This is a genomic window from Mycobacterium sp. URHB0021 (assembly GCF_054057895.1).
In genome coordinates this window covers 6,449,991-6,475,463 of record NZ_JBSRZT010000002.1, presented here as the reverse complement: position 1 = coordinate 6,475,463, position 25,473 = coordinate 6,449,991, and the positions used below count along the sequence as shown (strand labels likewise).

At 66.0% G+C, this 25,473-nt stretch carries 30 protein-coding genes; 13 read left to right on the top strand and 17 right to left on the bottom strand.

All coding sequences use genetic code 11. From position 1 onward, the window contains the following. Nucleotides 1-35 precede the first annotated feature (35 nt). Entirely contained in the window at nt 36-713 is a 678-nt protein-coding gene (locus tag ACVWWN_RS34010; RefSeq protein WP_457147769.1) for a hypothetical protein, read from the top strand. A 10-nt stretch (nt 714-723) separates the two neighbouring features. Here ACVWWN_RS34010 and ACVWWN_RS34005 read toward each other — a convergent pair whose 3' ends face one another. From ACVWWN_RS34005 to hglS, 3 genes are all read right to left on the bottom strand, one after another. After that, on the bottom strand, nt 724-1,134 hold the full coding sequence (locus ACVWWN_RS34005; protein ID WP_457147768.1) for a hypothetical protein: 411 nt from the start codon (nt 1,132-1,134) through the stop codon (nt 724-726). A gap of 127 nt (nt 1,135-1,261) precedes the next feature. After that, nucleotides 1,262-2,815, bottom strand: coding sequence for an L-piperidine-6-carboxylate dehydrogenase (gene amaB / locus ACVWWN_RS34000; RefSeq protein WP_457147767.1), 1,554 nt, complete (start codon nt 2,813-2,815; stop codon nt 1,262-1,264). Then, the gene (gene hglS, locus ACVWWN_RS33995; protein ID WP_457147766.1) at nt 2,812-4,044 is read right to left on the bottom strand and encodes a 2-oxoadipate dioxygenase/decarboxylase; all 1,233 of its coding nucleotides are present in this window, start codon (nt 4,042-4,044) and stop codon (nt 2,812-2,814) included. Before hglS ends, amaB begins: the two co-directional genes overlap by 4 nt. A 30-nt stretch (nt 4,045-4,074) precedes the next feature. Here hglS and ACVWWN_RS33990 point away from each other — a divergent pair, with 30 nt between their 5' ends. Both ACVWWN_RS33990 and lat read left to right on the top strand, forming a co-directional pair. Beyond that, nucleotides 4,075-4,554, top strand: coding sequence for an Lrp/AsnC family transcriptional regulator (locus tag ACVWWN_RS33990; RefSeq protein ID WP_457147765.1), 480 nt, complete (start codon nt 4,075-4,077; stop codon nt 4,552-4,554). A gap of 52 nt (nt 4,555-4,606) precedes the next feature. Continuing rightward, complete coding sequence (gene lat, locus ACVWWN_RS33985; protein ID WP_457147764.1) at nt 4,607-5,932, top strand: L-lysine 6-transaminase; 1,326 nt, start codon at nt 4,607-4,609, stop codon at nt 5,930-5,932. Here lat and ACVWWN_RS33980 read toward each other — a convergent pair. Beyond that, nucleotides 5,929-6,492, bottom strand: coding sequence for a restriction endonuclease (locus ACVWWN_RS33980; RefSeq protein ID WP_457149386.1), 564 nt, complete (start codon nt 6,490-6,492; stop codon nt 5,929-5,931). The two genes, lat and ACVWWN_RS33980, sit on opposite strands and share 4 nt — an antisense overlap. A gap of 168 nt (nt 6,493-6,660) precedes the next feature. On the opposite strand from ACVWWN_RS33980, the gene ACVWWN_RS33975 reads away from it, so the two are divergent. From ACVWWN_RS33975 to usfY, 3 genes are all read left to right on the top strand, one after another. Next, nucleotides 6,661-7,341, top strand: a complete 681-nt coding sequence (locus ACVWWN_RS33975) for a PAS and ANTAR domain-containing protein (RefSeq protein WP_457147763.1) — start codon at nt 6,661-6,663, stop codon at nt 7,339-7,341. 134 nt (nt 7,342-7,475) lie between these two features. Further along, complete coding sequence (locus tag ACVWWN_RS33970; RefSeq protein WP_457147762.1) at nt 7,476-7,853, top strand: hypothetical protein; 378 nt, start codon at nt 7,476-7,478, stop codon at nt 7,851-7,853. A 248-nt stretch (nt 7,854-8,101) separates the two neighbouring features. After that, nucleotides 8,102-8,410: a protein UsfY gene (usfY, locus tag ACVWWN_RS33965; RefSeq protein WP_457147761.1), complete on the top strand. Its 309-nt coding sequence runs from the start codon at nt 8,102-8,104 to the stop codon at nt 8,408-8,410. A 62-nt stretch (nt 8,411-8,472) separates the two neighbouring features. On the opposite strand, the gene mbp1 is transcribed toward usfY, so the two are convergent. Further along, entirely contained in the window at nt 8,473-8,709 is a 237-nt protein-coding gene (gene mbp1, locus ACVWWN_RS33960; RefSeq protein ID WP_457147760.1) for a microaggregate-binding protein 1, read from the bottom strand. A 481-nt stretch (nt 8,710-9,190) separates the two neighbouring features. After that, nucleotides 9,191-9,400, bottom strand: coding sequence for a hypothetical protein (locus tag ACVWWN_RS33955; RefSeq protein WP_457147759.1), 210 nt, complete (start codon nt 9,398-9,400; stop codon nt 9,191-9,193). Nucleotides 9,401-9,776: 376 nt separating this feature from the next. Between ACVWWN_RS33955 and ACVWWN_RS33950 the strand changes: the two genes are divergently transcribed. Then, nucleotides 9,777-10,814 carry a glycosyltransferase gene (locus ACVWWN_RS33950; RefSeq protein ID WP_457147758.1) on the top strand — a complete coding sequence of 346 codons (1,038 nt, stop codon included), beginning with the start codon at nt 9,777-9,779 and terminating at the stop codon, nt 10,812-10,814. Nucleotides 10,815-10,825: 11 nt separating this feature from the next. Here the strand turns inward: ACVWWN_RS33950 and ACVWWN_RS33945 are convergent, their stop codons facing one another. Together ACVWWN_RS33945 and ACVWWN_RS33940 are read right to left on the bottom strand one after the other, a co-directional pair. Then, nucleotides 10,826-11,842: a DNA topoisomerase IB gene (locus ACVWWN_RS33945; RefSeq protein ID WP_457149385.1), complete on the bottom strand. Its 1,017-nt coding sequence runs from the start codon at nt 11,840-11,842 to the stop codon at nt 10,826-10,828. A 112-nt stretch (nt 11,843-11,954) separates the two neighbouring features. Continuing rightward, entirely contained in the window at nt 11,955-12,122 is a 168-nt protein-coding gene (locus ACVWWN_RS33940; protein ID WP_457147757.1) for a hypothetical protein, read from the bottom strand. 121 nt (nt 12,123-12,243) lie between these two features. Here ACVWWN_RS33940 and ACVWWN_RS33935 point away from each other — a divergent pair, with 121 nt between their 5' ends. Both ACVWWN_RS33935 and ACVWWN_RS33930 read left to right on the top strand, forming a co-directional pair. Next, nucleotides 12,244-12,672: an ATP-binding protein gene (locus ACVWWN_RS33935; RefSeq protein WP_457147756.1), complete on the top strand. Its 429-nt coding sequence runs from the start codon at nt 12,244-12,246 to the stop codon at nt 12,670-12,672. Between the two features lie 62 nt (nt 12,673-12,734). After that, the gene (locus tag ACVWWN_RS33930) at nt 12,735-13,457 is read left to right on the top strand and encodes an RNA polymerase sigma factor SigF (RefSeq protein ID WP_457149384.1); all 723 of its coding nucleotides are present in this window, start codon (nt 12,735-12,737) and stop codon (nt 13,455-13,457) included. Here ACVWWN_RS33930 and ACVWWN_RS33925 read toward each other — a convergent pair. Continuing rightward, nucleotides 13,428-13,871 (bottom strand): STAS domain-containing protein, encoded by a 444-nt coding sequence (locus ACVWWN_RS33925; protein ID WP_457147755.1) that lies wholly within the window; start codon nt 13,869-13,871, stop codon nt 13,428-13,430. The genes ACVWWN_RS33930 and ACVWWN_RS33925 overlap by 30 nt on opposite strands. A gap of 310 nt (nt 13,872-14,181) precedes the next feature. On the opposite strand from ACVWWN_RS33925, the gene ACVWWN_RS33920 reads away from it, so the two are divergent. Further along, on the top strand, nt 14,182-14,736 hold the full coding sequence (locus tag ACVWWN_RS33920; RefSeq protein WP_457147754.1) for a nucleotidyltransferase family protein: 555 nt from the start codon (nt 14,182-14,184) through the stop codon (nt 14,734-14,736). Here ACVWWN_RS33920 and ACVWWN_RS33915 read toward each other — a convergent pair. Further along, complete coding sequence (locus ACVWWN_RS33915; protein ID WP_457147753.1) at nt 14,726-15,058, bottom strand: hypothetical protein; 333 nt, start codon at nt 15,056-15,058, stop codon at nt 14,726-14,728. The genes ACVWWN_RS33920 and ACVWWN_RS33915 overlap by 11 nt on opposite strands. Before the next feature lie 412 nt (nt 15,059-15,470). On the opposite strand from ACVWWN_RS33915, the gene ACVWWN_RS33910 reads away from it, so the two are divergent. After that, the gene (locus ACVWWN_RS33910) at nt 15,471-16,166 is read left to right on the top strand and encodes an SDR family oxidoreductase (protein ID WP_457147752.1); all 696 of its coding nucleotides are present in this window, start codon (nt 15,471-15,473) and stop codon (nt 16,164-16,166) included. A 4-nt stretch (nt 16,167-16,170) separates the two neighbouring features. Here ACVWWN_RS33910 and ACVWWN_RS33905 read toward each other — a convergent pair whose 3' ends face one another. The 3 genes from ACVWWN_RS33905 to ACVWWN_RS33895 all read right to left on the bottom strand — a co-directional run bounded on the left by ACVWWN_RS33905 (nt 16,171) and on the right by ACVWWN_RS33895 (nt 19,387). Further along, nucleotides 16,171-17,973, bottom strand: coding sequence for an ATP-binding protein (locus ACVWWN_RS33905; RefSeq protein ID WP_457147751.1), 1,803 nt, complete (start codon nt 17,971-17,973; stop codon nt 16,171-16,173). 101 nt (nt 17,974-18,074) lie between these two features. Then, entirely contained in the window at nt 18,075-18,494 is a 420-nt protein-coding gene (locus tag ACVWWN_RS33900) for a SufE family protein (RefSeq protein ID WP_457147750.1), read from the bottom strand. Next, nucleotides 18,491-19,387: a sulfurtransferase gene (locus tag ACVWWN_RS33895; protein WP_457147749.1), complete on the bottom strand. Its 897-nt coding sequence runs from the start codon at nt 19,385-19,387 to the stop codon at nt 18,491-18,493. The genes ACVWWN_RS33900 and ACVWWN_RS33895 overlap by 4 nt, the downstream gene beginning before the upstream one ends. A gap of 120 nt (nt 19,388-19,507) precedes the next feature. Here ACVWWN_RS33895 and ACVWWN_RS33890 point away from each other — a divergent pair, with 120 nt between their 5' ends. Both ACVWWN_RS33890 and ACVWWN_RS33885 read left to right on the top strand, forming a co-directional pair. Then, on the top strand, nt 19,508-20,857 hold the full coding sequence (locus ACVWWN_RS33890; RefSeq protein WP_457147748.1) for a nucleotide sugar dehydrogenase: 1,350 nt from the start codon (nt 19,508-19,510) through the stop codon (nt 20,855-20,857). After that, entirely contained in the window at nt 20,850-21,830 is a 981-nt protein-coding gene (locus ACVWWN_RS33885) for an NAD-dependent epimerase/dehydratase family protein (RefSeq protein WP_457147747.1), read from the top strand. The genes ACVWWN_RS33890 and ACVWWN_RS33885 overlap by 8 nt, the downstream gene beginning before the upstream one ends. Before the next feature lie 5 nt (nt 21,831-21,835). On the opposite strand, the gene ACVWWN_RS33880 is transcribed toward ACVWWN_RS33885, so the two are convergent. The 4 genes from ACVWWN_RS33880 to ACVWWN_RS33865 form a co-directional block, all read right to left on the bottom strand. Continuing rightward, nucleotides 21,836-22,600: an FkbM family methyltransferase gene (locus ACVWWN_RS33880; RefSeq protein ID WP_457147746.1), complete on the bottom strand. Its 765-nt coding sequence runs from the start codon at nt 22,598-22,600 to the stop codon at nt 21,836-21,838. Between the two features lie 33 nt (nt 22,601-22,633). Next, entirely contained in the window at nt 22,634-23,290 is a 657-nt protein-coding gene (locus ACVWWN_RS33875) for a Maf family protein (protein WP_457147745.1), read from the bottom strand. Further along, on the bottom strand, nt 23,287-23,520 hold the full coding sequence (locus ACVWWN_RS33870) for an acyl-CoA carboxylase subunit epsilon (protein ID WP_457147744.1): 234 nt from the start codon (nt 23,518-23,520) through the stop codon (nt 23,287-23,289). The genes ACVWWN_RS33875 and ACVWWN_RS33870 overlap by 4 nt, the downstream gene beginning before the upstream one ends. Before the next feature lie 95 nt (nt 23,521-23,615). Beyond that, complete coding sequence (locus tag ACVWWN_RS33865) at nt 23,616-25,253, bottom strand: acyl-CoA carboxylase subunit beta (protein ID WP_457147743.1); 1,638 nt, start codon at nt 25,251-25,253, stop codon at nt 23,616-23,618. Nucleotides 25,254-25,473 lie beyond the last annotated feature (220 nt).

Here is a 25,473-nt window from a genome sequence, read left to right as displayed (position 1 = left end):
AAGCAGTGGTCACCTTTGCGTGGTGCACTGTGGCCGTGACACCCGTCGACCGCAGAGACGCCAGTGCACTGCAGGCAGCCTGTGCGCGGGACCTCTACCGCCTGTACCTCTGGCAGGCGGCCGATGGTTATCGCGACTCGCTCGCGCTGTGCCTCATCGATGCCGCGCTCGCTCTTCGCATGAACTACTCCGCCGTCACCGATGCCGTCGACGCGTACTGCCGAAGGCGGCGCCAGTCCGGTGACGACGCCTTCACCGACAGTGTGGACGAATTGCGCCAGGCCACAAATCAGCTGGGCGATGTCGACCCCGCGGCCGGCTCGGCAATTCGCCGCGCGGCAAAGGTGTTCAGTGAGTCCGGCGTTCACAACGTCAGCCAGCTACGCCGGGACGGGGCTTCACTGCATCCGATGCGGCGGGCGTGGCGCGCGGCGCTAGGCCCGGGGTCCACTGCGGCCTGGTCGTATGCGATGCGCCTGGCTCATGTGCCTGACGTTCCCGCCGACCGACTGATCGTGGGTTATGTCGCGGAGGCCATCGGTGTCTCACCGAGGCGCCTTGCCCCCACCATCGCGACCCGGCTGATCGCCGCTGCGGCCGACGGCCTCGGCGGCAACCGGATGCACCTCGAGCACGCGATCTGGAGGTTCCAGGCCGGTCGCTCGTACCGGGAGCCCGACCGGGTGACGAGGTCCATGGGGATGGCCGGCTAGTTTCACCGACCTATGCCCGCGACGCCGAGTCGACGGACGGCAGCGGCACCAGGCGTAGGGCGAGCAGTCCGGTGATCAGTACCGACAGCGCCGGAGCGCCGAACAGGACGACGGCCAGTGTGAATGAGGTGACGGAACCACTCAGTGCCGACGCGAAGACGAACGCTGCGATCACCAGCGATACAACGCAGGTGATGAGCGTGACGCCGACGGCGACCACCAGGCTTCGCAGCGGCCCGTAGTACCTGAGTCCGCTCAACATCAGCACCACGAGAACGGGTAAGCCGAGGATCAGCGCGGACCACACCAAACCCGCCGAAGTGCCGAGGTGACGCGCCGCAGGCATCACCAGGGCCGCGGCCAGCGCAGCCCCTACGACGACCCCCACCACCGCGATCAACCGTGAACTGGATCCTTGCATGAAGATCGGGTTACCGGTTGCGACCTGATCAAACTCCCGGGCGTCAGCGATTGGTTGTACGCCGAAACTGCGGGGAGATCGTCATTTTACGAGATTCCACGATCTCCCCGCAGTTTCGAGTGCCACGTCAGCCGAAGTGAACGCCCTGCGCCAGCGGGAGTTCCGAGGAGTAGTTGACCGTGTTGGTGGCGCGACGCATGTAGGCCTTCCACGCGTCCGAACCGGACTCGCGGCCGCCTCCGGTCTGCTTCTCGCCCCCGAATGCGCCGCCGATCTCGGCGCCCGAGGTGCCGATGTTGACGTTGGCGATGCCGCAGTCTGAGCCGTCAGCGGCCATGAAGCGCTCCGCTTCGCGCACGTCCATCGTGAAGATCGCCGACGAAAGGCCCTGAGGCACCTCGTTGTTCAGAGCAATCGCGTCATCGATCTCCTGATAGGTGAGCACGTAGAGGATCGGCGCGAAGGTCTCGTTGTGCACCACCTCGGTCTGCGACGGCATCCGCACCAGGGCAGGCGCGACGTAATACGCGCCCTCGGCAACGTCGCCGCCGACATCGTGTCGCTCCCCGCCGAAGACCACTCCGCCGTCGGCGCGGGCCTGTTCGAGCGCACCGACCATGTCGCGGTAGGCGGTCTCGTGGATGAGTGGGCCCACCAATGTGCGGTCGGATGCGGGATCGCCGATCGGTAGCTGCCGGTAGGCCGACACGATGCGCTCGACCAGCTCGTCGGCGACCGACTCGTGCACGATCAGCCGGCGCAGGGTGGTGCAGCGCTGGCCGGCGGTGCCCGCGGCGGAGAAGACGATGCCCCGCACGGCCAGGGCCAGGTCGGCCGACGGTGTCACGATCGCCGCATTGTTGCCGCCGAGTTCCAACAGGGCCTTACCGAATCGCTGCGCGACGCGCGGACCGACCTGCTGGCCCATCCGCACCGATCCGGTCGCGCTGAGCAGAGCCACCCGGGGATCGTCGACCAGCCGCTCGCCGACCTCGCGACCGCCCTGAATGAGCCGGCTCACCTCGGCGGGTGCTCCGACATCCATGGCGGCCCGCTCGATCAGGGCCTGGCATGCCAGCGCGGTCAACGGCGTCAACTCGGACGGCTTCCACACCACCGTGTCGCCGCACACCAACGCGATGGCGGTGTTCCACGACCACACGGCGACCGGGAAATTGAAGGCGGTGATCACGCCGACCACCCCCAGCGGATGCCACGTCTCCATCAGCCGATGGCCCGGGCGCTCGGACGCGATGGTCTTGCCGTACAGCTGGCGGGACAGGCCGACCGCGAACTGGCAGATGTCGATCATCTCCTGGACCTCGCCCAGCGCCTCGGAGGTGATCTTGCCCGCCTCGATGGTGACAAGCGTTGCGAGAGCTTCCTTGTGCTCGACCAGCAGCTCACCGAGCCGAGCCACCAGCGCGCCGCGCGCCGGGGCCGGTGTGGTGCGCCATGTGCTGAACGCGCGGGCCGCTGCGGCGATCGCGGCTTCGGCCAGCTCGGGTGTGGTCTCGGCCACGGTGAACAGCACGTCACCGGTGATCGGTGTCGAGGCCGGCAACCCGTGGCCGCCGGGTTCACCGACCTCGGCACGTGAGCCGACGGCGCGTAGCGCCTCGCGCGCCTGTGTGCGCAGGGCATCGGCGGTCGGGAGCTGGGATGTCTGAACGGTGGTCATGATGATGCCGCTTTCTCGTAGAGCTCGTACGGATCGTGAATGTGGTGCCCGATCTGACCGGCCAGCCAATCCAGGCTGTACACGGAATTGTCGACCGCGTCGGCCGCCTGCGTGTCGGTATCGAGGTCGGACCGGAAGATGCCCGCCGCGGATGCGGGCAGAAAGTCCTCGTAAGTAACGGGTTTCGATGGATCGCCACCGTGATAGTAAGCCAGCCCCGAGGACGCCATTTCCCGGTCGGTTGCCGGAAAGTGCTCGTGCCACGTCGCCGCCGGGTCCGGCGCCGCCATCGCGGTGTCGTACCGCTGGCGCCCAGTCGGCGTCAGCGCGACTCCGCGGGCTTCGACTTCTCCGAATCGCACCCTCACTGCCCGGTCGCGGACGGAGCCGGCCGCGTCGCGGAACCGCCGGCGTTCGGCCAGCGCCCTGAACGACGTCTGCCGCAGCAGCACAGGGGGGCCGGGCGATCGGGGCGGGCCCTGGATGTCGTCGAACATCGTTATGCCCCGCGCGGTCATGCGCGTATACAACTCGTCGATGTCGAGCACACGTGGTGTCAAGTGGTTGATGTGCGTGCCGGCGCCGCCCGCGATGTCCGCGGCCACCGCCGAGACCCGGGTCAGCTCGTCGTACCAGCCGCGGTCGATGGGTTCACGGGACAGCGCGAACGCGGCGACGGCCCGCTGGACGAACTCCTTGGCGTGCTCGACGTCCGCACCGCCGTCGGAGGCGATGTGGCGCGCCTCCTCGATGAGCGCGGGGTCGAACAGTTGCCGGTCTGCCACGAATCTTTCGACCCGGCCCCGTAGGCCGGTGGGGAAGTACCGCCGGTCGCCGGTGGCCAACATCGACGTGAAAACCCTAAAGGGGTTGCGAGCCAGCTGATCCGCATCGATCGGCCGAAATGCGACAGACACCACAAGCACCGGCGGCGTTGCATCGCGCAGGTCGTAGAAGCCGACCGAGTGCATGCCGAACGCCGCGAACAATCCGGCCACATCGGCGAGTTCGCGTGGGCTGCCGACCCGGACCGTCCCGTGGCGTTCGGCGGTGACCCGATCCAGGGCGCCGAATCGCTCCGCATCGGACCGGCTGTGGGCGTAGTCACGGTTCACTTCGGCGCAGACCTCGACCAGGGTGGTGTAGGCGGGCGCCTCGGCGCCGTACATCCTCGACAGCGCCCCGGCGAATTGCGCCCGCAACTCCCAGGTTTCGATACGTCGACTCATCAGTGGGCCGGCCTCGGATACAGTGCGGCCATGGGTGAACCCGACGAACACCCCCACGCGCCGGTGCAGCTCGACGACATCGACCGCATCATCGCGCGCGAACTGGTCGCGGACGGACGAGCCACGCTGGCCCATCTGGCGGCGACGGCCGGCCTGTCGGTGTCCGCCGTGCAGTCGCGCGTACGGCGCTTGGAGGCGCGGGGTGTGGTGACCGGGTACGCGGCGAAGATCAACCCTGAAGCCGTCGGGCACCTGCTCTCGGCGTTCGTGGCCATCACTCCTCTCGATCCCTCTCAACCTGACGACGCGCCTGCCCGGCTCGAACACATCGAGGCCATCGAGTCGTGTCACTCGGTGGCCGGCGAGGAGAGCTACGTGCTGCTCGTGCGTGTCGAAACGGCGCGGGCGCTTGAAGACTTGCTGCAACAGATCCGGACGGCCGCGAACGTCCGCACCCGAAGCACGATCATCTTACAGACTTTTTACGCAGGACGCGACTTCGTACCGTAATAGTTCCGGTCAGAGCGGCTTAGCACCGTAAATAATGCGTTAAGATGGCTCCATGACCGCTGCCCTCACACGTACAGCTATCGCCGCCATCGCAGCTGACGACGTTCGTGACGTCCTGGCCCGCAGCATCCTGGCCGACGGCCTCGATTTCGTCCTCGACATCGACCGCTCGGCCGGGTCCTACCTGGTGGACGCCCGCACGGGTGACCGCTACCTGGACATGTTCACGTTCTTCGCGTCCTCGGCTCTTGGCATGAACCACCCCGCGCTCGCCGACGACGAGGCGTTCCGTGCTGAACTGGCCCAGGCCGCAGTCAACAAGCCGAGCAACTCCGACGTCTACAGCGTGCCGATGGCCCGCTTCGTCGACACGTTCGCGCGGGTGCTGGGCGACCCGGCGCTGCCCCACCTGTTCTTCGTCGACGGGGGCGCGCTGGCGGTCGAGAACGCGTTGAAGGTCGCCTTCGACTGGAAGAGCAGACTCAACGAGTCGCGCGAAGTGGACCCGGATCTGGGCACCAAGGTGCTGCACCTGCGCGGTGCCTTCCACGGCCGCAGTGGATACACGCTGTCGTTGACCAACACCGATCCGAACAAGGTGGCGCGCTTCCCGAAGTTCGACTGGCCACGCATCGATGCACCCTTCCGCCGCCCCGATGCGGATATGGACGCGGTGGAAGCCGAGTCGCTGCGGCAGGCGCGGGCGGCGTTCGAGGCGCATCCGCACGACATCGCCTGTTTCCTCGCCGAACCCATTCAGGGTGAAGGCGGTGACCGCCACTTCCGGCCCCAGTTCTTCGCCGCGATGCGTGAACTATGCGACGAGTTCGACGCGCTGCTCATCTTCGACGAGGTGCAGACGGGTTGCGGGCTGACCGGAACCCCGTGGGCGTACCAGCAATTTGGGGTCACCCCCGATGTCGTCGCCTTCGGCAAGAAGACGCAGGTATGTGGAATCATGGCTGGCCGCCGTGTCGACGAGGTGCCGGACAACGTGTTCGCGGTCAGCTCGCGGATCAATTCCACCTGGGGCGGCAATCTGGTCGACATGGTGCGGTCGCGTCGCATCCTGGAGGTGATCGAGTCCGATGAGTTGATGAGCCGCGCAGCCGAGGTCGGTGACTACCTGGTCGACCGTCTACAGGAACTCGCAACCGAATTTCCAGGGCTCGTGCTCGACGTTCGCGGCCGCGGCCTGATGTGTGCCTTCAGCCTGCCGAGCAGCACGAAGCGCGACACGCTCATCACCCGTCTCTGGGACCATCGGGTCATCATGCTGGGCAGCGGCGAAGCGAGCGTGCGGTTCCGGCCGGCCCTTACCGTGTCGCGTGAGGAAATCGACGCCGCGGTCGCGGCCGTACGCGACGCCCTTCGCTAGAGCGCCGTCGGCTTCGACGATTCGGTCAGCCGCCGAATCGTCGACCGCAGACGCGGCAGTTCGGCCCGGCCGACCAGCTCGCAGCCGTGCAACTCGGCGAGTTTGCGCGCCGCGGGCGTGAAGTCGTGGTTGGTGACTACCATCGTCTTGGCGCAGTCCTGCATCGGGGCCCCGGCGACGACCTCCTGGACGGCGCCCGGGCCTACTGGACGCGAACGCCGTTTGCATTGGATGGCAAGACGATCGGGCCGCTTCCCGACGATGAGGTCGACGCCCCAGTCGCCGGTCACCGACGTCATGATCACCGGAACACCGCACGAGCGGGCGATTCGGGCCACGTAATCCTCGAAATCCGTGCCGGACATATCGGCGGCTGCGTCCTTGCCGGTGGCGGTGCTTGCGCCGACGATCGTGCCGAGCAGGAATCGTGGTGCCGCCGCGGCGACGGCGGGCCCGACGGCCCCGATCGCCGCGCTCCACCAGAGGGTCGCACCGAGCAGGTGCGCGACCACGCCGCACGCCACAGCCGCAGGAAGATAGACCTTGACCCCGCCGTGCATCACGGCCGAATAGTAGTTTGTCCCACTGATGCTGGGCGATATCCGCGCTCTGTGTCGCCGTGTGACGGTGGTTCAGCCGGGTTCGTCGACGGCGTCAGCTGTCCATTAAACGAAGCCCTGGATCTGCAGCGATGCCGGGGTGCTGGTTACCGCGTTAATCTGCACACCATGACCGGTGAGCTGGCCGACGCTGCGGGGCAGACTCCCGTCGAGCACGCGCTCGCGGGCGGTGAGCCGCAGCGCGTGGGTTGGTTCCGCTTCTACTTCGCCGATGAACGCTGGGAATGGTCGCCACAGGTCGAACGGATACACGGCTACGAACCCGGCACCGTGCATCCGACCACCGATTTGGTGTTGTCGCACAAGCACCCTGACGATTACGGACAGGTCGCCGCCACGCTCGAGGAGATCCGGCGTACCTCCGGGGCATTCTCGACGCGGCACCGGATCATCGACACCCACGGCGATATTCACCATGTCGTCGTGGTCGGTGACCAGCTTTACGACGACGAGGGCGGGGTGGTCGGCACCCACGGTTTCTACGTCGACGTCACACCGTCCATCCAAGAGGCCCACGAAGAGATCGTGACCGAGGCGGTCGCCGAGATCGCAGAGGCCAGGGGTGGCATCGAGCAGACCAAGGGCATGCTCATGCTGATCTACCGGATCACCGCCGAATCGGCCTTCGAACTGCTCAAATGGCGGTCCCAGGAAACCAACACCAAACTGCGCGCGTTAGCCGAGCAAATAGCCGAAGACTTCCTGGAGTTGACCTACGACGAGGAGTTACCCGACCGCGCCGTCTTCGACAAGTTGCTGCTGACCGCGCACTTGCGCGTCGGAAACTGACGTTTACCGGGGCCGGGCTGCGGGAATCCTCCGCACCGTCGATGGTGATGTTGATCCAATCAGCGAAATTCGGGGAGGGTCCGGTCATGGCGGTCCGCCGGGAAGCTGCCGAGCACGCGAAGAGCCCTGAGTGAATGTCGGTGTACCAGCAATCACACGACCTGCACCAGGATGATGCCAATGTCCGGGGCGCCTTGCGTTTCGGTGTCGCGGTGGCGGTCGCCGGAGTCGTGTTCCTGGTCGTCGCCGGGTTCTGGGTCAGCACGTGCAGCGGAGCCACCGCCGACACTGTTGCGTGCGGGGCGCCCCAGCGAACGTTGCTCTCGATCGGGGCGCCGGTCATTCTCCTGGTCGGCGGGCTGCGGGCATTCTTTCGGACGTATCAAACGTGGCGCAGGCACCAGACCTGGTGGGCGTGGCAGGGCGCCGGGTGGTTCCTGCTCACCCTGATGTTGCTTGCGCTGACGATGAGCATGCCGGCCCTCGCCGGCCCCGCGGTGTTCGGCGGATGAGCGCGGGTTTCGCCACCCCCGTCTAGCTGCTCAACCACATCGGCTAGAGCATTCCGGCCCAGGGCGGACACGGAGACGCGTATTGAGAGGGCGAAGCCGTGGAGTCCAGGGATGCCCCCTTTGCGGGCCGCTCAATAATATGCGCCTACCAGTGATGTTTGTTCTCTCGCCAACGGCAACGCGTCGTTCTACCGTGGGAAGCAGCCCCGTGAGGGGTGGGCAAAGGTAAGCCGAGAGAGGAGTACCTGATGAAGGGCCCAAAAGATCCCGTCGACCATTCGCGGACAACCCGTCCGCATGCCGGCGAATCGATGAAAGACAACAAAATCATGCCGGGGCTGATCGTGATCGGGTTGGCGTTGGTGTCGTTTGTCTCGTGCCTTGCGGCATTCGCCACAAGTCACCATCACGTCGGACTCACGTTGGCCGCACTGGCCATGGCCGGATTCGTGGTGGGCGGGGTGTGGCTGGCCATTGAGCACATCCGCGTCCGGCGTATCGAAGACCGTTGGTACGCAGAGCATCCCAATGCGCACCGGCAGCGGCCCAGCAGTTAGTGAAGGTGAAAGAGCCCAGCCGCCCTTGGTGACTGGGCTCTTTTCGCGTTCATCGGGAAGCTTTACTGATTGGCCTCCTGGCGCTTCTCGGCCGCCTTGGCGCCGCTGCGGGCCGACTCGGCCTCGGCTTCCTTCTTGGCCGCGTCCTGCTGGGCGTCTGCCTTGTCCTGCTGAGCCTTGCCCTCGCGGACCATGTCGTCACGTCCGGTGACGGTGCCGACCGTTTCCTTGGTCTTACCCTTCACGTCCTCGACGACGCCCTTGATGCCTTCCTCAGGGCCACTGTCCTTCTCGGTCATATTCACCTTTCCGCGTCTGGTGCAGTGGATCGGTTCTGGTGCCCACTTCTTGAGCTTGGTCGAACCCTTGCGGGCCGCACGAAGTGAACCTGGCTCCGTAATCTGCGGGTTCCCGACCGCTGACGGAACTAAACGGATGGCGGCGACGGGCGTCTGCGCGGCGGCGAACGCCCGTTCGCAGGCACAACCGACGAAACCCGTAGTCGCCGGAGTACGAGAGCCGCCAGCAGGCGCAACGGGGATGCGGATTGTGTGACGAGTCACCGATGGCGGGGCGCTGGGTGTCGATCACGGTGTGGACCAGATGTGAGCCGGCGACGTGTTTGCTACGGAAACTTCTGCAGCCGACCGACGACGGCCGTGGTCGAGGTGATGCGCAGGCGCTGGGGCTCGTTGTTTTCGGCAATGTCGATCGGCGGCTCCCCAATTCTGTTGTATGTCTTGAGTATTCGTGCCGAACGTTGGCCGGCAGGCCGCGGATTCAGGTATCTCGGTCCAATTCCTCGAGCTCCGGATCGAGGTCGACACTCTCGGACTGCTGCCGCCAATCGGCCTCGGTGGCCTCGAGCGGCGGCTCTTGCGTCGTTTCCGCAGGCGACTCCTCTTCGGGTACCGGCTCAACCACTTCTTGTTGTTGCTCCACGGCGTCGGTGACGGGAACCTCGTCGGGAATGTCTTCGCTGTGCTGCATGGCCCTTCAATACCCGTCGATCTGGCGGTGAAACGGCATGCATCGGCGAACCATCCCATAAGCGAAACCTCGCGAGCCGAAATGCGAACAGCGTTGAACCCAACGGTTTCTCGCGCTCGCGACGGCGGGTATGCACGCGACACGGGCGCGAGAGCTCCGTTACGTGGCGTGCCGTGCAAGGAGTTGGGGATCTGGTTGATGCAGATTGCAATGGTTTCGGGCGCGTCGAGTCCGCTGTCGAGTCGGCAGCGCGCGCGTGATGGGCAAACCACCGGGCTGTCAGCCGCCTTGGCCCGCCGCGGCCATCGGGTAACTGTGTACGGGCGCCGCGACGACCCCGATTTGCCCGACCGCGTCGAGACGCCGCACGGCTTCGATGTGGTGCATGTCGGCGCCGGCCCGGCCGAGAACCTCTCAGCCCGAACTATGTTGCAGCACATGGGCCAGTTCGCCCGGTACCTTCATGGGCAGTGGACGATCGCCCGGCCCGATTGTCGTCCATGTCCATTCCTGGGTGACCGGCATCCCCACGCAACTGGCGGCAAAGCAACTCGGTATCCCCGTTGTCCAGTCGTTTCACGCCCTCGATGCGGCGCAGCGTCGGCTACCGTGCGCCGAGATCACGTCCCCGCCCGAACGGCACCAGATGGAGCGGATGCTCGCCAGGCAGGCGGATTGGGTCGTTGCGGCCTGCACGGAGCAGGTGTCTGAGCTGATACGGATGGGACGGCCAAGGGCGAGGATCTCCGTCGTTCCCTGCGGCGTCGACGTCGACCTGTTCACCCCGGCGGGGCACGACGCGCGCCGCGACAGGAGCCGGCGAATCGTTGGTATCGGAAGTCTGGTTCCCCGCAGTGGGTTCGATGTGGTGGTGCGTGCGCTGCCGCACCTGCCAAACGCAGAGTTGCTGATCGTCGGCTGGGGTAGCGAGGGCGAACTGAAGTCACATCCCGAGGCCTGCCGACTGCGTCTCCTAGCGGAAAGACTCGGTATCGCCGATCGAGTGCTGCTCTGCGGATCCAGGACGGGCGAGCAGATCCCGGGACTCCTGCGGACCGCCGATGTGGTGGCCTCGACCCCGTGGTTCGACCCCGCCGGCATTGTGGCGGTAGAGGCGATGGCATGCGGCATTCCCGTGGTCGCGTCCGCAGTCGGCGCGATGCTCGACATCGTCGTGCCGGACGTCACCGGACGGCTGGTGAAGCCGCGACACCCCGAAGCGGCTGCCAACGCGCTTCATGACCTGATGCGGGACGACTTTCTGCGTCACAGCCTGGGCGCGGCCGGACGGGACCGCGCCCGCTCCCGTTACTCGTGGGACCGGATCGCCGCCGACACCCTCCGCATCTATCACCGGGTGGCCCCCGACGGACACCGGGGTTCGGTCGACGGCGCCGTCCGCGCGTGCGGCTGACGCGTCGCACATCAGCGTTTGGCGACGTTGCGGATCAACCGCGCAGTGCTGTTTTCCAGGATCGCCTGCCGCTTGGCGGTGGACCGTGTGCGGGCGGCGCGCCGCACCCCGGCGGCGATGGTCAGACCGGCCTCGTAGCCTTCGACCACCCGGGGATCCACATACGACTTACGGGTCACCGCAGGCGTGTTGCCCAACTCCTCGGCGACCTCTTTCATGACGGCCGATTCCACGCGCTTCATGACAGTCTTGTTGACCGGAGGGTCGGCGTCCACGAACGCCGCTGCGCCCAGCACCGTGCCGTGCCAGGTGCGCAGGTCTTTGACCGTGTATTGCTCTCCGACAAGCTCTTTGAAGCGTGCATTGAGGTCATCGGCGTGAACGTCGGTCCATCCCGATGAATTTCGGCAGACGAGTAAGCGGTCGGTCCGATCGGGCCGACGCAGCAGGGCGCGCACCGACCGGAGAACCTCGCGGTCCTCGATTGTCATCGTGCGCCGTACGCCGCTCTTGGCGGGAAAGTCGAACTCCACCGCATTCTTCCGCAGCGATACGTGTTCACAGAGGAGGGTGGAGATCCCGAAGGAGTTGTTCTCCGCGGCGTATTGCTCGCCGCCGGAACGAAAGTAACCGAGGTCCGCCAGCAGCAGGGCGAGTGCCAGCACGCGGTTCCGAGTGAGTTCGCGGCCGCGGAGGTCGGCCGCGATGCGCCGGCGCATTTCGGGCAGCGCCGCTGACATCTCCAGCACCCGGTCGAACTTCTCCTCGGTGCGGTCCTCCTGCCACCTCTGGTGATACAGATACTGCTTGCGGCCGGCCGCATCGGTTCCGACCGCCTGGATGTGTCCGTTGGCATGCGGTGAGATCCACACGTTCTTCCACGCCGGTGGTATCACCAGATCATTGATGCGCTGCACCGTCGCGGCGTCGGTGACGGCCTCGCCGTTCTCGTCGTGATAGGAGAAACCACGTCCGCGCCGGACCCGGTGCAGTCCAGGGCCGCCGACTACGCTGCGCCGGAGGCGCATGCCGAACCGCCGGTTGCCGGCTTCCGATAAAGGGGTTTGGCGTCGGAACACCTACGGGTATTGGACGGGGACCATGGCTTCGATAGAACTGACAGAACTGACATCGTCGGCGTCACTGCATCATCGGTGCGAGCATGATGAAGGCGCCGGCATAGATTGCCACCGCCAGCAGAATCAGGGCAACCAGCACCAGACCGGCAGCGAGCAGCAGACGACGCAGCAGCCCGCTGTCCGGCGACTCCGGGTGGGTGGCATGCACCCGCGGGTCAAACTCCGGCATGGGGGGCGGTTACCCAGCGCGGGCGATTGCCACACCCGCTCGGGGGCAAGCCATTGGAACGCCGGTGGTTAGCGGGAACTCGACCAGGGGTAGTCTCGCTTCGACATTGCCGGGAGGTCAGATGGCCGACGCCACGAATAACGGACTGCGATACAGCACCAGGTCGGTCGAGCTGCGCGTGGCCGCCAAGTTGGAAAATCTTGCGGTGCTCCGCACGCTCGTCGGAGCCGTCGGCACGTTCGAGGACCTCGACTTCGACGCCGTGGCAGATCTGCGGCTCGCCGTCGACGAGGCCTGCACCCGCCTGATCCGGTCGGCGGTGCCCGACTCGACTCTGCTGCTGCAGATCGATCCACGTGACGACGCGGTGGTCGTGGACGCGTCGACGACTTGCAAGACCTCCGACATCCTGGCGCCAGGCAGTTTCAGCTGGCATGTGCTGAGCTCGCTGACCGACGAGGTACGAACCTTCTCCGACGGGCAGGGCGCCGACGACGGCCAGATCATGGGGATATCGATGACGACGAGGCGAGCGAGTTCGTTGAGGTGACCCGGTCGTCGTCCAAGGGTTCGTCATCACGATCGAACTCGGAATACGCGGACGTCACCGACATGTTCCGCGAGTTGAAGGGCATGCCGGCGGAGTCGGCCAAGTTCCTGCGCCAGCGCGACCGCATCGTCGAGCGGTGCCTGCCGCTCGCCGATCACATCGCCAGACGCTTCGACGGCCGCGGCGAGCCGCGCGACGACCTGGTGCAAGTGGCCCGCGTCGGACTTGTCAACGCAGTGATCAGGTTCGACGTGGACGCCGGATCGGACTTCGTGTCGTTTGCGGTCCCGACCATCATGGGCGAGGTCCGTCGACACTTCCGCGACAACAGCTGGTCGGTCAAGGTGCCACGGCGCCTCAAGGAACTACATCTACGGCTCGGTGCGGCCACGGCGGACCTGTCGCAGCGGCTCGGGCGTGCGCCCACCGCGTCGGAACTGGCCGCCGAGCTGGACATGGACCGCGACGAGGTCGTCGAGGGGCTGGTGGCCGGCAGCTCGTACAACACCCTGTCGATCGACAGCGGCGGCAGCGGCACCGACGACGCCCCCGCCATCGCCGATACGCTCGGTGATGTGGACCTCGGCCTGGATCAGATCGAGAACCGAGAAGCGTTGCGTCCGTTGCTTGATGCCCTGCCCGAGCGCGAACGCACAGTGTTGCTGCTCAGGTTCTTCGAATCGTTGACCCAGACACAGATTGCCGAGCGGGTCGGCATTTCACAGATGCACGTGTCCAGGCTGCTCGCAAAATCGCTAACGCGACTTCGCGACCAACTGCAGTAAGCGAGGCGATTGGCCCTGCACGGTCGACAATGCGACGTCGACGGTGTCGCAGATCGGCAGGGCCGAGTCGGGATCGCAGATCCGCAGCAGCCGATTGACGGCCGGACTCGGGGTCAACGCCCACTCAATCCGATCTCCGGCGCAGCGCACGTTCAGCGTGTGCAGTGCGGAGAAGCCCGCGGTACCGAAGAACTGGACTCCGGACATGTCCACCACCAGACCGTCGAGGTCCGGGGCGTGGCGCAGGGTGTAGTCGGCGAAGTCTTTCGCATTGGCTGCGTCCAACTCACCGTGCACGGTGACGATAGCCAACGCCGGCCTCAGCCAGCGGGTGGCGAATTGTGCCGTATGGCACTCGTTGCGCTCGTTCACGAACTCATGCGAGGCGTGACGGGCGCGAGGAAGGGTAGACATTGTGACTCCATCAGTCGGAATACGCGATTTCGTACTGTGGCTCACGTCAAGATTTCAGGCCCTGCGTCCTCAAAGCCTTCGCTGCAGAGGCGGGGAGTCCTGCCCTGCGCGTCGATGACGCTTCCAGCTGGCTGTGAACTCAACCTGTCTAAAACAGTACCCCGCATGGACACAATCGACAATCGATGCAAGACGCTATTAATAATCTCAGCTCAGGCTGCGAATTCGCGCCGCGAAGACGGTGTTGGGCATAACTTGTGTCCGGTTGGTGACAATTGTGAAAAGGCGGCACGGATGTGAATCTGTCCACATGCCGGTGAGCGCCGCGGCAGCGGGGGTGCTGCTGGCCGCCGGGGCAGGCACTCGCTACGGGATGCCGAAAGTCCTTGCTGCGGAAGGGCAATGGCTACGTGACGCTACCTCGGCGCTCTACGGCGGCGGGTGTGCCGACGTCGTTGTCGTGCTGGGAGCCGCGGTCGTCCACGTGCCCGAGCCGGCTCGCGCCGTGATCGCCGACGATTGGGCAGAGGGGATGAGCGCCTCGCTGCGGGCGGGTTTGTCGGCGATCGACCCAGGACACGCACAGTTCGCGGTGCTGCACACCATCGACACCCCGGATATCGGCGCTGACGTGGTACGACGGGTGCTCGACGCGGCCAGGTCCACGCCGTCCGGGCTGGCTCGCGCCCGATACGGCGGCGCCCCCGGACATCCCGTCGTCATCCCGCGCAGGTACTGGCCCGAGTTGCTCCAGCGACTGTCCGGTGACGAAGGGGCCAGGGCCTTCCTGCGGGAGCGCACGGACGTGGCCACCGTCGACTGCGCCGACCTGGCGTCGGGCCGGGATATCGACTTCAACTTGTGACGGTGATCCCCAGCGCCCCGGCGGCGAATCTGCGCACCGATATCTCCGCGATGGCCGCCGCATCGGTGTGTCCGTCGCGGGCGCGGCTGCGCATGGTGGCCGCCACCGGATCCAGCGTGACCTCGGCGAGCATCTCGCCGGTGGTGGGCTCGCAGACGGCCCACGTGTAGCGGGTGTCCGACGCCCATCGAGCGGTGCACACAGTGACGTAGTCCGGGTCTGTTTCGCCGAGCGCAGCCAGCGAGGGCCGGTCGTCGATCAGTTCGTCTTCCCTGGGCGCGCGCAGATACCAGGCGCCGGCATTGATCTCGACGGGATCCACGTCAGCGCGCCGTCATGCGCGAGCGTGTGAGCGTGGCAGGCGCCACCAGACAGCGATTTACGGCCACCGGGGAATGATAGAGACCAGGGCGTCGCCGCCGCGCTGCCGTTGGCCACGTTGCCGCGGCCGCGCCGAACCTGGCAAAACAGCGCGGCGATGTCACCTTCGTGTGCAAATCGCCGGATCGCCCGGCGACCGACGCTGCGCAAGCCGGCGACAGCTACGACGAAAGCAGCGTTCTGCGCAGCGGAGGCGAGGCGTTGCCGGGTAATCGGCTGTGTGGCCGTACGCACGACCGTCGTACGCTACAACGGGACCCTGTGCGACGTCGTGCTCGATGCGGTGCGAGGTGCCCAGGCATCGACCGCAGGTGTCGGACAGGCCACCACCTGCTGCGAAAGGCGTTCACAACATGAGGGTTACCGTGATGGGAGCCAGCGGGCTCATCGGGTCGAAGGTCGTCGATCTGCTCTCGGCGGAAGGCCACGAGGTCGTCGCGGCCTCGCGATCCTCGGGAGTCGACGCGATCACCGGAGATGGCCTCGGCGAGGCGCTCGCCGAGGCGGATGTGCTTGTCGACGTGATGAACTCGCCGTCGTTCGACGACGAGCCGGTAATGGAGTTCTTCACGACCTCGACCACCAACCTGTTGACTGCTGCCAAGGCGGCGGGCGTCGGCCACTACGTCGCGTTGTCCATCGTCGGCGCCAACGGACTGCCAGAGAGCGGCTACCTGCGCGCCAAGGTCGTCCAGGAGAAACTCATCACCGAGTCCGGAGTGCCGTACTCGATCGTGCGGGCGACTCAGTTCATCGAGTTCACCGATGCCATCACGGCCGGGATGACGGACGGTGACGTAGTACGCGTTCCCGACGCGCTGATCCAGCCGATCGCGGCAGCCGACGTGGCGGCGGATGTGGCCCGCATCGCCGCGGCCGAACCCACCGGCGGGGTCGTGAACATCGGTGGGCCCGTGAAGATCTCGTTCGAACAGATGGCGCGTGAGGTGTTGACCCGTAGGGGCGAGACCAAGACCGTCGTCGTCGATCCGCAGGTCGGCTACTTCGGCACGCCGCTGGAGCAGCGCAGCCTGGTGACCCCGGACTGAATGGCTACTTGATCTCGGCCAGCACCGTGCCCTGAGTGACCGCGGCGCCCGCCTCGACCGCCAGGCCGGTGATGGTGCCGTCCTTGTGGGCGGTGACCGGATTCTCCATCTTCATCGCCTCGAGTACCACGACCAGATCGCCGGCGGAGACCTGCTGGCCGTCCTCGACAGCCACCTTGACCACGGTGCCCTGCATCGGTGCCGTCACCGCGTCGCCCGACGCGGCGGCACCGGCGGCCGCACCCCGCTTGCGCGGCTTGGGCTTCTTGCGCACGACGTTGCCCGCGCCGGCGGCCGGAGCGCCGCCCCCACCCAGGGCCAGATCTCCCGGCAGCGATACCTCGAGGCGACGACCGCCCACCTCGACAATGACCGTCTGCCGGGGGATGGTGTCTTCCTCCTCGATGGGATCACCGCCGGTGAACGGCTCGATCGTGTTGTCCCACTCGGTTTCGATCCAGCGGGTGTGGACCGAGAAACCGTCGGCGTCACCGATGAACGCGGGATCGGAGACGACCGCACGGTGGAAAGGGATCACTGTCGCGAGCCCTTTAACCGTGAACTCGTCCAGCGCCCGTCGTGACCTCTCCAGTGCCTCGTCGCGGGTGGCGCCGGTGACGATCAGTTTGGCCAGCATCGAGTCGAACTGGCCACCGATGACGGAGCCGGTCTCGACGCCCGCATCCACGCGGATGCCCGGGCCTTGGGGCGCCTCGAACTTGGTGACCGGGCCGGGGGCGGGCAGGAAGCCGCGACCGGCGTCCTCGCCGTTGATGCGGAACTCGATCGCGTGGCCGCGCGGTGTCGGGTCCTCGGTGATGTCCAGGGCCTCGCCGTTGGCGATGCGGAATTGCTGGCGAACCAGGTCGATGCCCGAGGTCTCCTCGGTCACCGGGTGCTCTACCTGCAGGCGCGTGTTGACCTCGAGGAACGAGATCAGCCCATCCTGACCGACCAGGTATTCGACGGTGCCCGCGCCGTAGTAGTGGGCCTCCTTGCAGATGCGCTTGGCCGACTCGTGGATCTCCTTGCGCTGCGCGTCGGTCAGGAACGGAGCGGGCGCCTCCTCGACGAGCTTCTGGAACCGGCGCTGCAGCGAGCAGTCACGCGTGCCCGCGACCACCACGTTGCCGTGCTGGTCGGCGATCACCTGCGCCTCGACGTGGCGCGGCTTGTCCAGGTAGCGCTCGACGAAGCACTCGCCGCGCCCGAACGCGGCGACGGCCTCGCGAGTGGCCGACTCGAACAGCTCGGGGATCTCCTCGATGGTGCGGGCGACCTTCATGCCGCGGCCGCCGCCGCCGAACGCGGCCTTGATCGCGATCGGCACGCCGTACTCCTTGGCGAACGCGACGACCTCGTCGGCGTCCTTGGCCGGTTCGGCGGTGCCTGGCACCAGCGGCGCCTGAGCGCGGGCGGCGATGTGGCGCGCGGTGACCTTGTCGCCCAAATCCCGGATCGACTGGGGGCTGGGTCCGATCCAGATCAGGCCGGCGTCAAGCACCGCCTGCGCGAAGTCGGCGTTCTCCGAGAGGAATCCGTACCCGGGATGGATCGCGTTGGCGCCCGACTTCGCGGCCGCGTCGAGCAGTTTGCCGAAGTCGAGGTAGGACTCGGCCGAGGTCTGGCCGCCGAGAGCGAACGCCTCGTCGGCGAGCCGCACATGGGGCGCATCGGCGTCCGGTTCGGCGTAGACCGCCACGCTTTGCAGCCCGGCGTCCCTGGCCGCCCTGATCACGCGGACAGCGATCTCCCCGCGATTGGCGACGAGCACCTTGGAGATCTTCGAGCTGGCGTGACTGGCCACTGCGCCTCCTGCTGTGTCCGCCCTCTTTGGGCAAGTTCTTTTAAGAAACGTTATTAGGAACGTATCCCGAGGCAGTTTAAGGGGCGATACCGTCGCGCCGTCTACTCGCCCCGTAGTCGTCGCTTGATCCGAGCCAGCATGGCCGACATGCCGCGCAGCCGCAGCGGACTGACCAGGGCGGCCAGGCCCAAATCGGTATAGAAGTCATCGGGCACGGCGAGGATGTCCGCGGCAGGCTGCTCGTCGAGGCCCGCTGCCAGAATCGCGGCGAACCCGCGCGTCGTCGGGGCTTCGGCGGGCGCGCTGAAGTACAGCCGCACGTGGTCCCGGTCCGCGGCGTCGACATGCAAAAACAGTGGCGACTGACATTCCGGTACCGGTTCCATCGAAGCTTCTTGGAGCTCGGCCGGTAGCGCAGGCAGCTCATTGGCGAACTCCAGCAGCAGTTGCAGCTTGTCCTGCCCCTGAACTTCCTGGAAATCGTTGACCACTTCGGCCAGCGCAGCCGGCATGGAACTCATGAGGAGCCCGGCGCCCCACCCGGATCGTCCCCGACGGCCACCGGCACCCGCACCGCGTTGCCCCACTCGGTCCACGATCCGTCGTAGTTGCGTACGCCCGGCAGCCCCAGCAGATGTGTCAACACGAACCAGGTGTGGCTGGACCGTTCGCCGATGCGGCAGTACACAATCGTCTTGTCGTCTGGTGACACGAAGCCGTAGAGCTCTTCGAGTTCGGCCCGGCTGCGGAACTGGCCGTTGTCCCGGGCCGCCTTGGCCCACGGAATGGAGCGGGCGGTGGGGATGTGTCCCCCGCGCAACGCGCCTTCCTCGGGATAGTCCGGCATGTGGGTTCGCTCGCCGGTGTACTCCTGCGGCGAACGGACGTCGATCAGAGGCTGCTTGCCGAGAATGCCGAGCACATCGTCCTTGAACGCACGGATCGGTGCGTCCTCGCGCTCGACGACCGGATATCCGGTGGACTGCCTGCTCGGCACGTCGAGTGTGGTGTCACGACCGTCGGAGATCCAGAGGTTGCGGCCGCCGTCGAGCAGTCGGACGTCGGGATGGCCGAAAAGGGTGAACACCCACAGCGCGTAGGCGGCCCACCAGTTGCTCTTGTCGCCGTAGATGACCACCGTGTCGTCGCGGGCGATGCCCTTGCGATTCATCAACTCGGCGAATTGCGCACCGTCGATGTAGTCGCGGACGTGGGGGTCGTTGAGGTCGGTATGCCAGTCAATCTTCACCGCGCCCGGAATATGGCCGGTGTCGTAGAGCAGGACGTCCTCGTCGGACTCGACGATGGCGAGCCCGGCGCGGCCCAGGTTCCCCGACAGCCAGTCGGCGGTGACCAGCCGTTCCGGGTGGGCGTAGGCGGCCAGGGCGGGATCTGGGTCAGCAGGCAACGGCACACCAAGAGCCTACCCAGGCGGCAGGGAAAACAGCACACACCCTTCGCTGGCATAGAACACTGGCAAAGTATCGTGAGCACTTGGTGTCGCAACGTCTCCGCGCCAGGAACTAGAGGAATGATGACTGGTCCAGCAAATTACGACGTCGGGATCGTCGGACTCGGTTATGTGGGATTGACTTTGGCGACCGTGCTCGCCGAAGCGGGGAACACGGTGATCGGGGTCGAGCGACGCTCGGACCTGGTCGACCTGACCAATCGGGGCACCCCCCACTTCACCGAGACGGGTTTGCCCGACGCACTGGCGGGCGTGACCAAGTCGAAGAAGCTGGTCGCTGCCGAACGGTTCGACAACAGCTTCACTTGTGGCACATACATCATCACCGTCGGCACACCGCTGTCCAGCGACGGGGTGGCCCGGCTCGACATGATCGAACAGGCCGCCGGCGACATCGCCGAGAATATGCGGGACGGCGCACTGGTGATCCTGCGTTCCACGGTCAAGATCGGCACGACGCGCGACGTCGTGTCACCGATTCTGGCCGCGAGTGGAAAGGCATTCGGTATCGCGATGTGCCCGGAGCGCACTCTCGAGGGCAAGGCGCTGCAGGAATTGCGAGAATTGCCGCAAATTGTCGGCGCCGACGATCCGGCGGTCGCCGATCGCGCTGCCGCTGTTTTCCGCAGACTGACGAGTTCCATCGTTCTGGTGTCCGATATCGAGACCGCCGAGATCATCAAGCTGATCAGCAACACGTTCCGCGACGTCCAGTTCGCGTTCGCGAACGAGGTCGCGCGCGTGTGCGATGCGTTCGGCGTCAGCGCCCACGAAGTCATCTCGGCGGGCAAGCTCGGCTACAACCGCACCAACATTCCGCTGCCCGGTCTGGTCGGCGGGCCATGCCTGGAGAAGGACCCGCACATCCTGATGGAGAGCGCCCGCACCCGCGGGATCGACCTGGAGATCACCACCGCGGGCCGCCTGGTCAACGAACGCCAGCCCGAGGAGACCGTCCGCTTCATCACCAGCGAAATCGAGCGACGCGATCTGGCGGGTGCCGGGCCGCTGAAGATCAACATCCTCGGCATGGCGTTCAAGGGAATACCGGAGACCAGCGACCTGCGCGGGTCGATGTCGATCAAAGTGCTCGATGCTCTGAAGAAGGCGCATCCCAACGCCGATATCGGCCTCTACGATCCGGTCACCTCACCGGAAGTGCTGAGCGCCGAGTTTCCGGACGAGAGGGTGTTCAACAGGTTTGGCGACGCGGTGAGCGGGGCCTCGGTGGTGGTGATCGCCAACAACCATCCGTCGCTCGGCACCATTTCACCGCGCACGATCGGCGAGTTCATCAGCCCCAACGGCTTCGTCTTCGACTACTGGAACCACTTCAGCCATCTGCCCGCATCCGAACTCGGTGATGCCTATTTCGCGGTCGGCAAGAGCGGATGGGTGCCGGCCAATGGCTGACCGTGTGGTGATCACCGGTGGCGGCGGATTCATCGGCGCCTATCTCGTCAAGCGCATGGTCGCCGACGGATGGAACGTCGCCGTCGTCGACACCATGGTGCGTGGGGATGCCGGCCGGTTCGCCGAGGTCGCCGACGAGGTGGAGCTGTTCACCTGCGACGTGCGCGACCAGGATGCGCTGGAGCGGGCATTCGAGGGCGCCACGGTGGTGATGCACCTGGCCGCCATCAATGGCACCGAAAACTTCTACAAGCGACCGGAACTCGTACTCGACGTGGGTCTGCGCGGGGCCCTGGCGGTGGTCGACGCGAGCCGCAGCGTCGGCGTGCCCGATCTGGTCGTGGCGTCGACCGCGGAGGTTTACCAGACGCCGGCCGTCGTGCCAACACCGGAGACGATCCCGCTGATGCTGCCCGACAGCCTCAACCCTCGTTACTCCTATGGAGGGTCGAAGATTGTCAGCGAGCTGATCGCCTTCAACTACGGCCAGGACCACTACCGGCAAGTGCAGGTGTTCCGGCCGCACAACGTGTTTGGGCCCGACATGGGCTGGAAACATGTCGAGCCGCAGTTCATCATGCGAGCCTTGGCTGCCAAGGCGGCCGGCGATGGCACGTTCCCGATCCAGGGGGATGGCACCGAGACGCGCTCGTTCTGCTACGTCGACGACATCGTCGAGGGCATCCTGACGATGTACGAGAAGGGCGGGCATCGCGAGATTTACCACCTCGGCAGCGACGAGGAGACCGCCATTCGAGACCTCGCCTCGCGCATCGGCAAGATCGTCGGCATCGATCTGGACATCCGGCCCGGTGAAATCGCCGCGGGCGGCACTCCGCGTCGCTGTCCGGACATCTCCAAGATGCGGGCGCTCGGCTGGGCGCCGACCGTGGACCTCGACGAGGGCCTCAGGCGCACGGTGGCCTGGTATCGCGAACACCGAGACGACGTCCCCGCCAACGAGCTGATGTAGGTCCGTCAGCTCGAGCGGACGAATTGCGCGATATCCCCGTACTGCGAATGGCTGTGCGTGCCCGCCAGCGGGTTACTGCCGAAGACGTATTCGACGTAGATCTTGTTGATGTGACGGGCAAGTGAGGGCGGGATCCCTTCGATCACTGCCTGCTCCAGCGTCTCGATATCCACTTTCAGCACGTCGATCTGTCCATGCCGGGCGATCACCTCTTCGAGAACCTTGCTCGAGTTCCGGCACATCACGGTCATCGTCTTACCGGTCGCCGCGCCCACCCCGCCGTAGCGTCCCGTCTCCTCCCAACCGAACTCCACCTCGCCTTCTTCGGGACCGACCGCCACCTGCTCCAGCGTGTAGCGGTCGGTGAACCGGACGAGATTGATGTGCAACCGTTCGACGTTGGCGGGCAGCGGTTCGAACAGATACGCATGCACCTGCGGGCCACGGGACAGGAAGTATGCGGCGGAAATACCGATGTTCGAGCCGAAGTCCACGACCACCTTGTCCTCGGCGTCGGCCGGGTAATCCTCCCGGCAGAAGATCTCGTTCACCGTGAGCACATCGTGCGGCGTGAAGCATCGAAGATCGAGCCACCCCGACGGTGTCTTCACCCTGGCGGTGAAGGGGTAGTCGCCGCGCCCCGTCAAGTACCGCCGAAACATGCCCGCGGGCTTCTCGTAGAGCCGCACCATGTTCAGCGCGGCGTGGTAATGCCGGCGGTCGAGGAGGGACTTGGCTACCGTGCCAACGTCGCGGCTACCAATTTGCACGTCGCCAGCATAGAGAACGTCAGCGACTTCGGCTCAATTAGCCCGAAGTCGGCCTACGGGGTTGCCTGCCCACAGTTCCGCGATCGAAAGACCCGCCCGCGCGAGCAGCCTGCGGGTCAGCGGCAAGCCGATGCCGATGACGGACGAGGGGTCCCCATCGATGCCGTCGACGAACCAGCCGCCGAGGCCGTCGAGTGTGAAACCGCCGGCCACTGCCGTCGGCTCGCCGCTGGCGACATAGGCATCGAGGTCGGCCGCCGACGGCCTGCCGAAGCGCACCGTGGTGACCGTGGCGTCCGCGGCGCGGCTGGCAACGGCGTTGTGCCGCAACCGGATCACGCAATGGCCGGTGTAGAGCTGACCCGAGGTGTCGGCCATCTGCTGCCAGCCCGCCCGCGCCTGGTCGGCGGTCGCCGGCTTACCGCGCAGCTGTCCGTCCCGGTACAGCATCGAATCACAGCCGATCACAACGCAATCCGCGCCCACCCGGGGGTCGAGCACCCGCATCACCGCGTCGGCCTTGGCCTCGGCCAGTGCGACGGTGACATCACGGGGAGTGGCGGCGGGATCGAGGGCTGCCGTCACGGCGTCCTCGTCCACCCCGGAGACAATGACCAGCGGGTCGATCCCGGCCTGGCGCAACACCGTGCGCCGGCCGGTCGAGGCCGACGCGAGCACCACCCGGGTCATTTCCGCATGTGCGTCCGCTCCAGCAGGGTCACCCGCTGCCAGCTGAAGGTGGTGTAGCGCAACCGGTCAACCGGGTGGCCCCACAGATTCTCTTCCTGCTCCCGCGGCTCGGCCGGTGCACCGGCCGAGCTCGCCAGCACCGCGATCAGCGCCGCCAGCTCCGCTTCGGTCGGCTGGCCCTTGACGATGTCGATGTGCGACTCGTACTTGTGCTCGTCTTCGCCGGTCACAGCTGCCTGGTCGGCCACTTCTGTTGAATTGTTCGCTCGGCTCACTTCTGTTGAATTGTTCGCTCGGCTCACTTCTGTTGAATTGTTCGCTCGGCTCACAGTGGGATGTTCCCGTGCTTCTTCGGCGGGATCTGGGTGATCTTGCGTTCCAACAACCGCAGGGCAGTGCCGACGTAACCGCGGGTGTGTGACGGCGGGATGACCGCGTCGACGTACCCGCGTTCCGCGGCGATGTACGGGTTGACGAGGGTGTCCTCGTAGTCCTGCTGTAGTTGCAGCCGCAACGCGTCGACGTCCTCACCCTTCTTGGCCGCCTCGTTCAGCTGCTGGCGGTAGACGAAGCCGACAGCGCCGGAGGCACCCATCACTGCGATCTGCGCCGTGGGCCATGCGACGCACACATCGGCACCCATGTCCTTGGACCCCATCACGCAGTACGCCCCGCCGTAGGCCTTGCGGGTGATGACCGTGATCTTGGCGACGGTGGCCTCGCCGTAGGCGTAGAGCAGCTTGGCGCCGCGCCGGATGATGCCGTTGTACTCCTGGTCGGTGCCGGGCAGGAAGCCGGGCACATCCACCAGCATGACGATCGGGATGTTGAAGCAGTCGCAGGTGCGCACGAACCGCGCCGCCTTCTCCGAGGCGTTGATGTCCAGGCAGCCGGCGAACTGGGTGGGCTGGTTGGCCACGATCCCCACCGGCCGGCCCTCGACCCGCCCGAAGCCGACCACGATGTTGGTCGCGTAGCCCGCCTGGACCTCGAGGAACTCGTCGTCGTCGAGGATTCGGGTGATGACCTCGTGCATGTCGTACGGCTGGTTCGGCGAATCCGGAATCAGCGTGTCCAACTCGACATCTTCGTCGTTGAGGTCGTCTTCGATGGACGCAGCTCGCGCCGCGACTTGGTAGCGCGGCGGATCGGCGTGGTTGTTGCTCGGCAGAAAGCTCAGTAGCTCCCGCACGTAGTCGAAGGCGTCCTGTTCGCCGGAGGCGACGTAGTGGGCGGTCCCGGACTTCGCCATATGGGTGTGCGCGCCGCCCAGCTCCTCCATCGTGACGTCCTCGCCCGTCACCGTCTTGATGACGTCCGGGCCGGTGATGAACATCTGGCTGGTCTGGTCGACCATGATCACGAAGTCGGTGAGAGCGGGGGAGTAGACGTGTCCGCCCGCCGCGGCGCCCATGATGAGTGATATCTGCGGGATGACGCCGGACGCCAGGATGTTGTTGCGGAAAATCTTGCTGTACAGCCCGAGCGACACCACACCCTCTTGGATGCGGGCGCCCGCTCCGTCATTGATGCCGATGAGCGGCCGGCCGGTCTTGAGCGCGAGCTCCTGGACCTTGACGATCTTCTCGCCGTAGACCTCGCCGAGACTGCCACCGAACACGGTGGCGTCCTGGCTGAAGATGCACACCTCGCGTCCGTCGATGGTGCCGTAGCCCGTCACCACGCCGTCGCCGAGCGGACGCTTGTCCTGGAGACCGAAGTTGGTGCTGCGGTGGCGGGCGAGGGCATCGAGTTCGACGAACGAATCCTCGTCGAGCAGTGCCAGGATGCGCTCCCGGGCGGTCAGCTTGCCCCGGGCGTGCGTTTTCTCGACCGCGGCCTCGCCGACCGGGTGCAAGGTCTCTTCGGTGCGTCTGCGCAGATCGGCCAGCTTGCCGGCGGTGGTGTGGATGTCGGTCTCGTGTGAGGAGGCCGGCAGCGACGGCTCGGTAACGCTAGTCATGGCGCGATCCTATCGGCCGGCCACCGACCGGGCGCGCCGCCGTCGGCCGGAATCGGCCAGGTATCCGTCTGATGTTTGCCATGACTTGTAACATCGCCCGGTTGCGGTTCTAATGGGAGGGCCTCCATCTGTCGACCATTGGGCGGAATGATTTGCCCCTGGCAAACGAATGACTTTCGGAAGGGTTAATCAGCGTGCGTGTTGACCGCAGAGATGACCG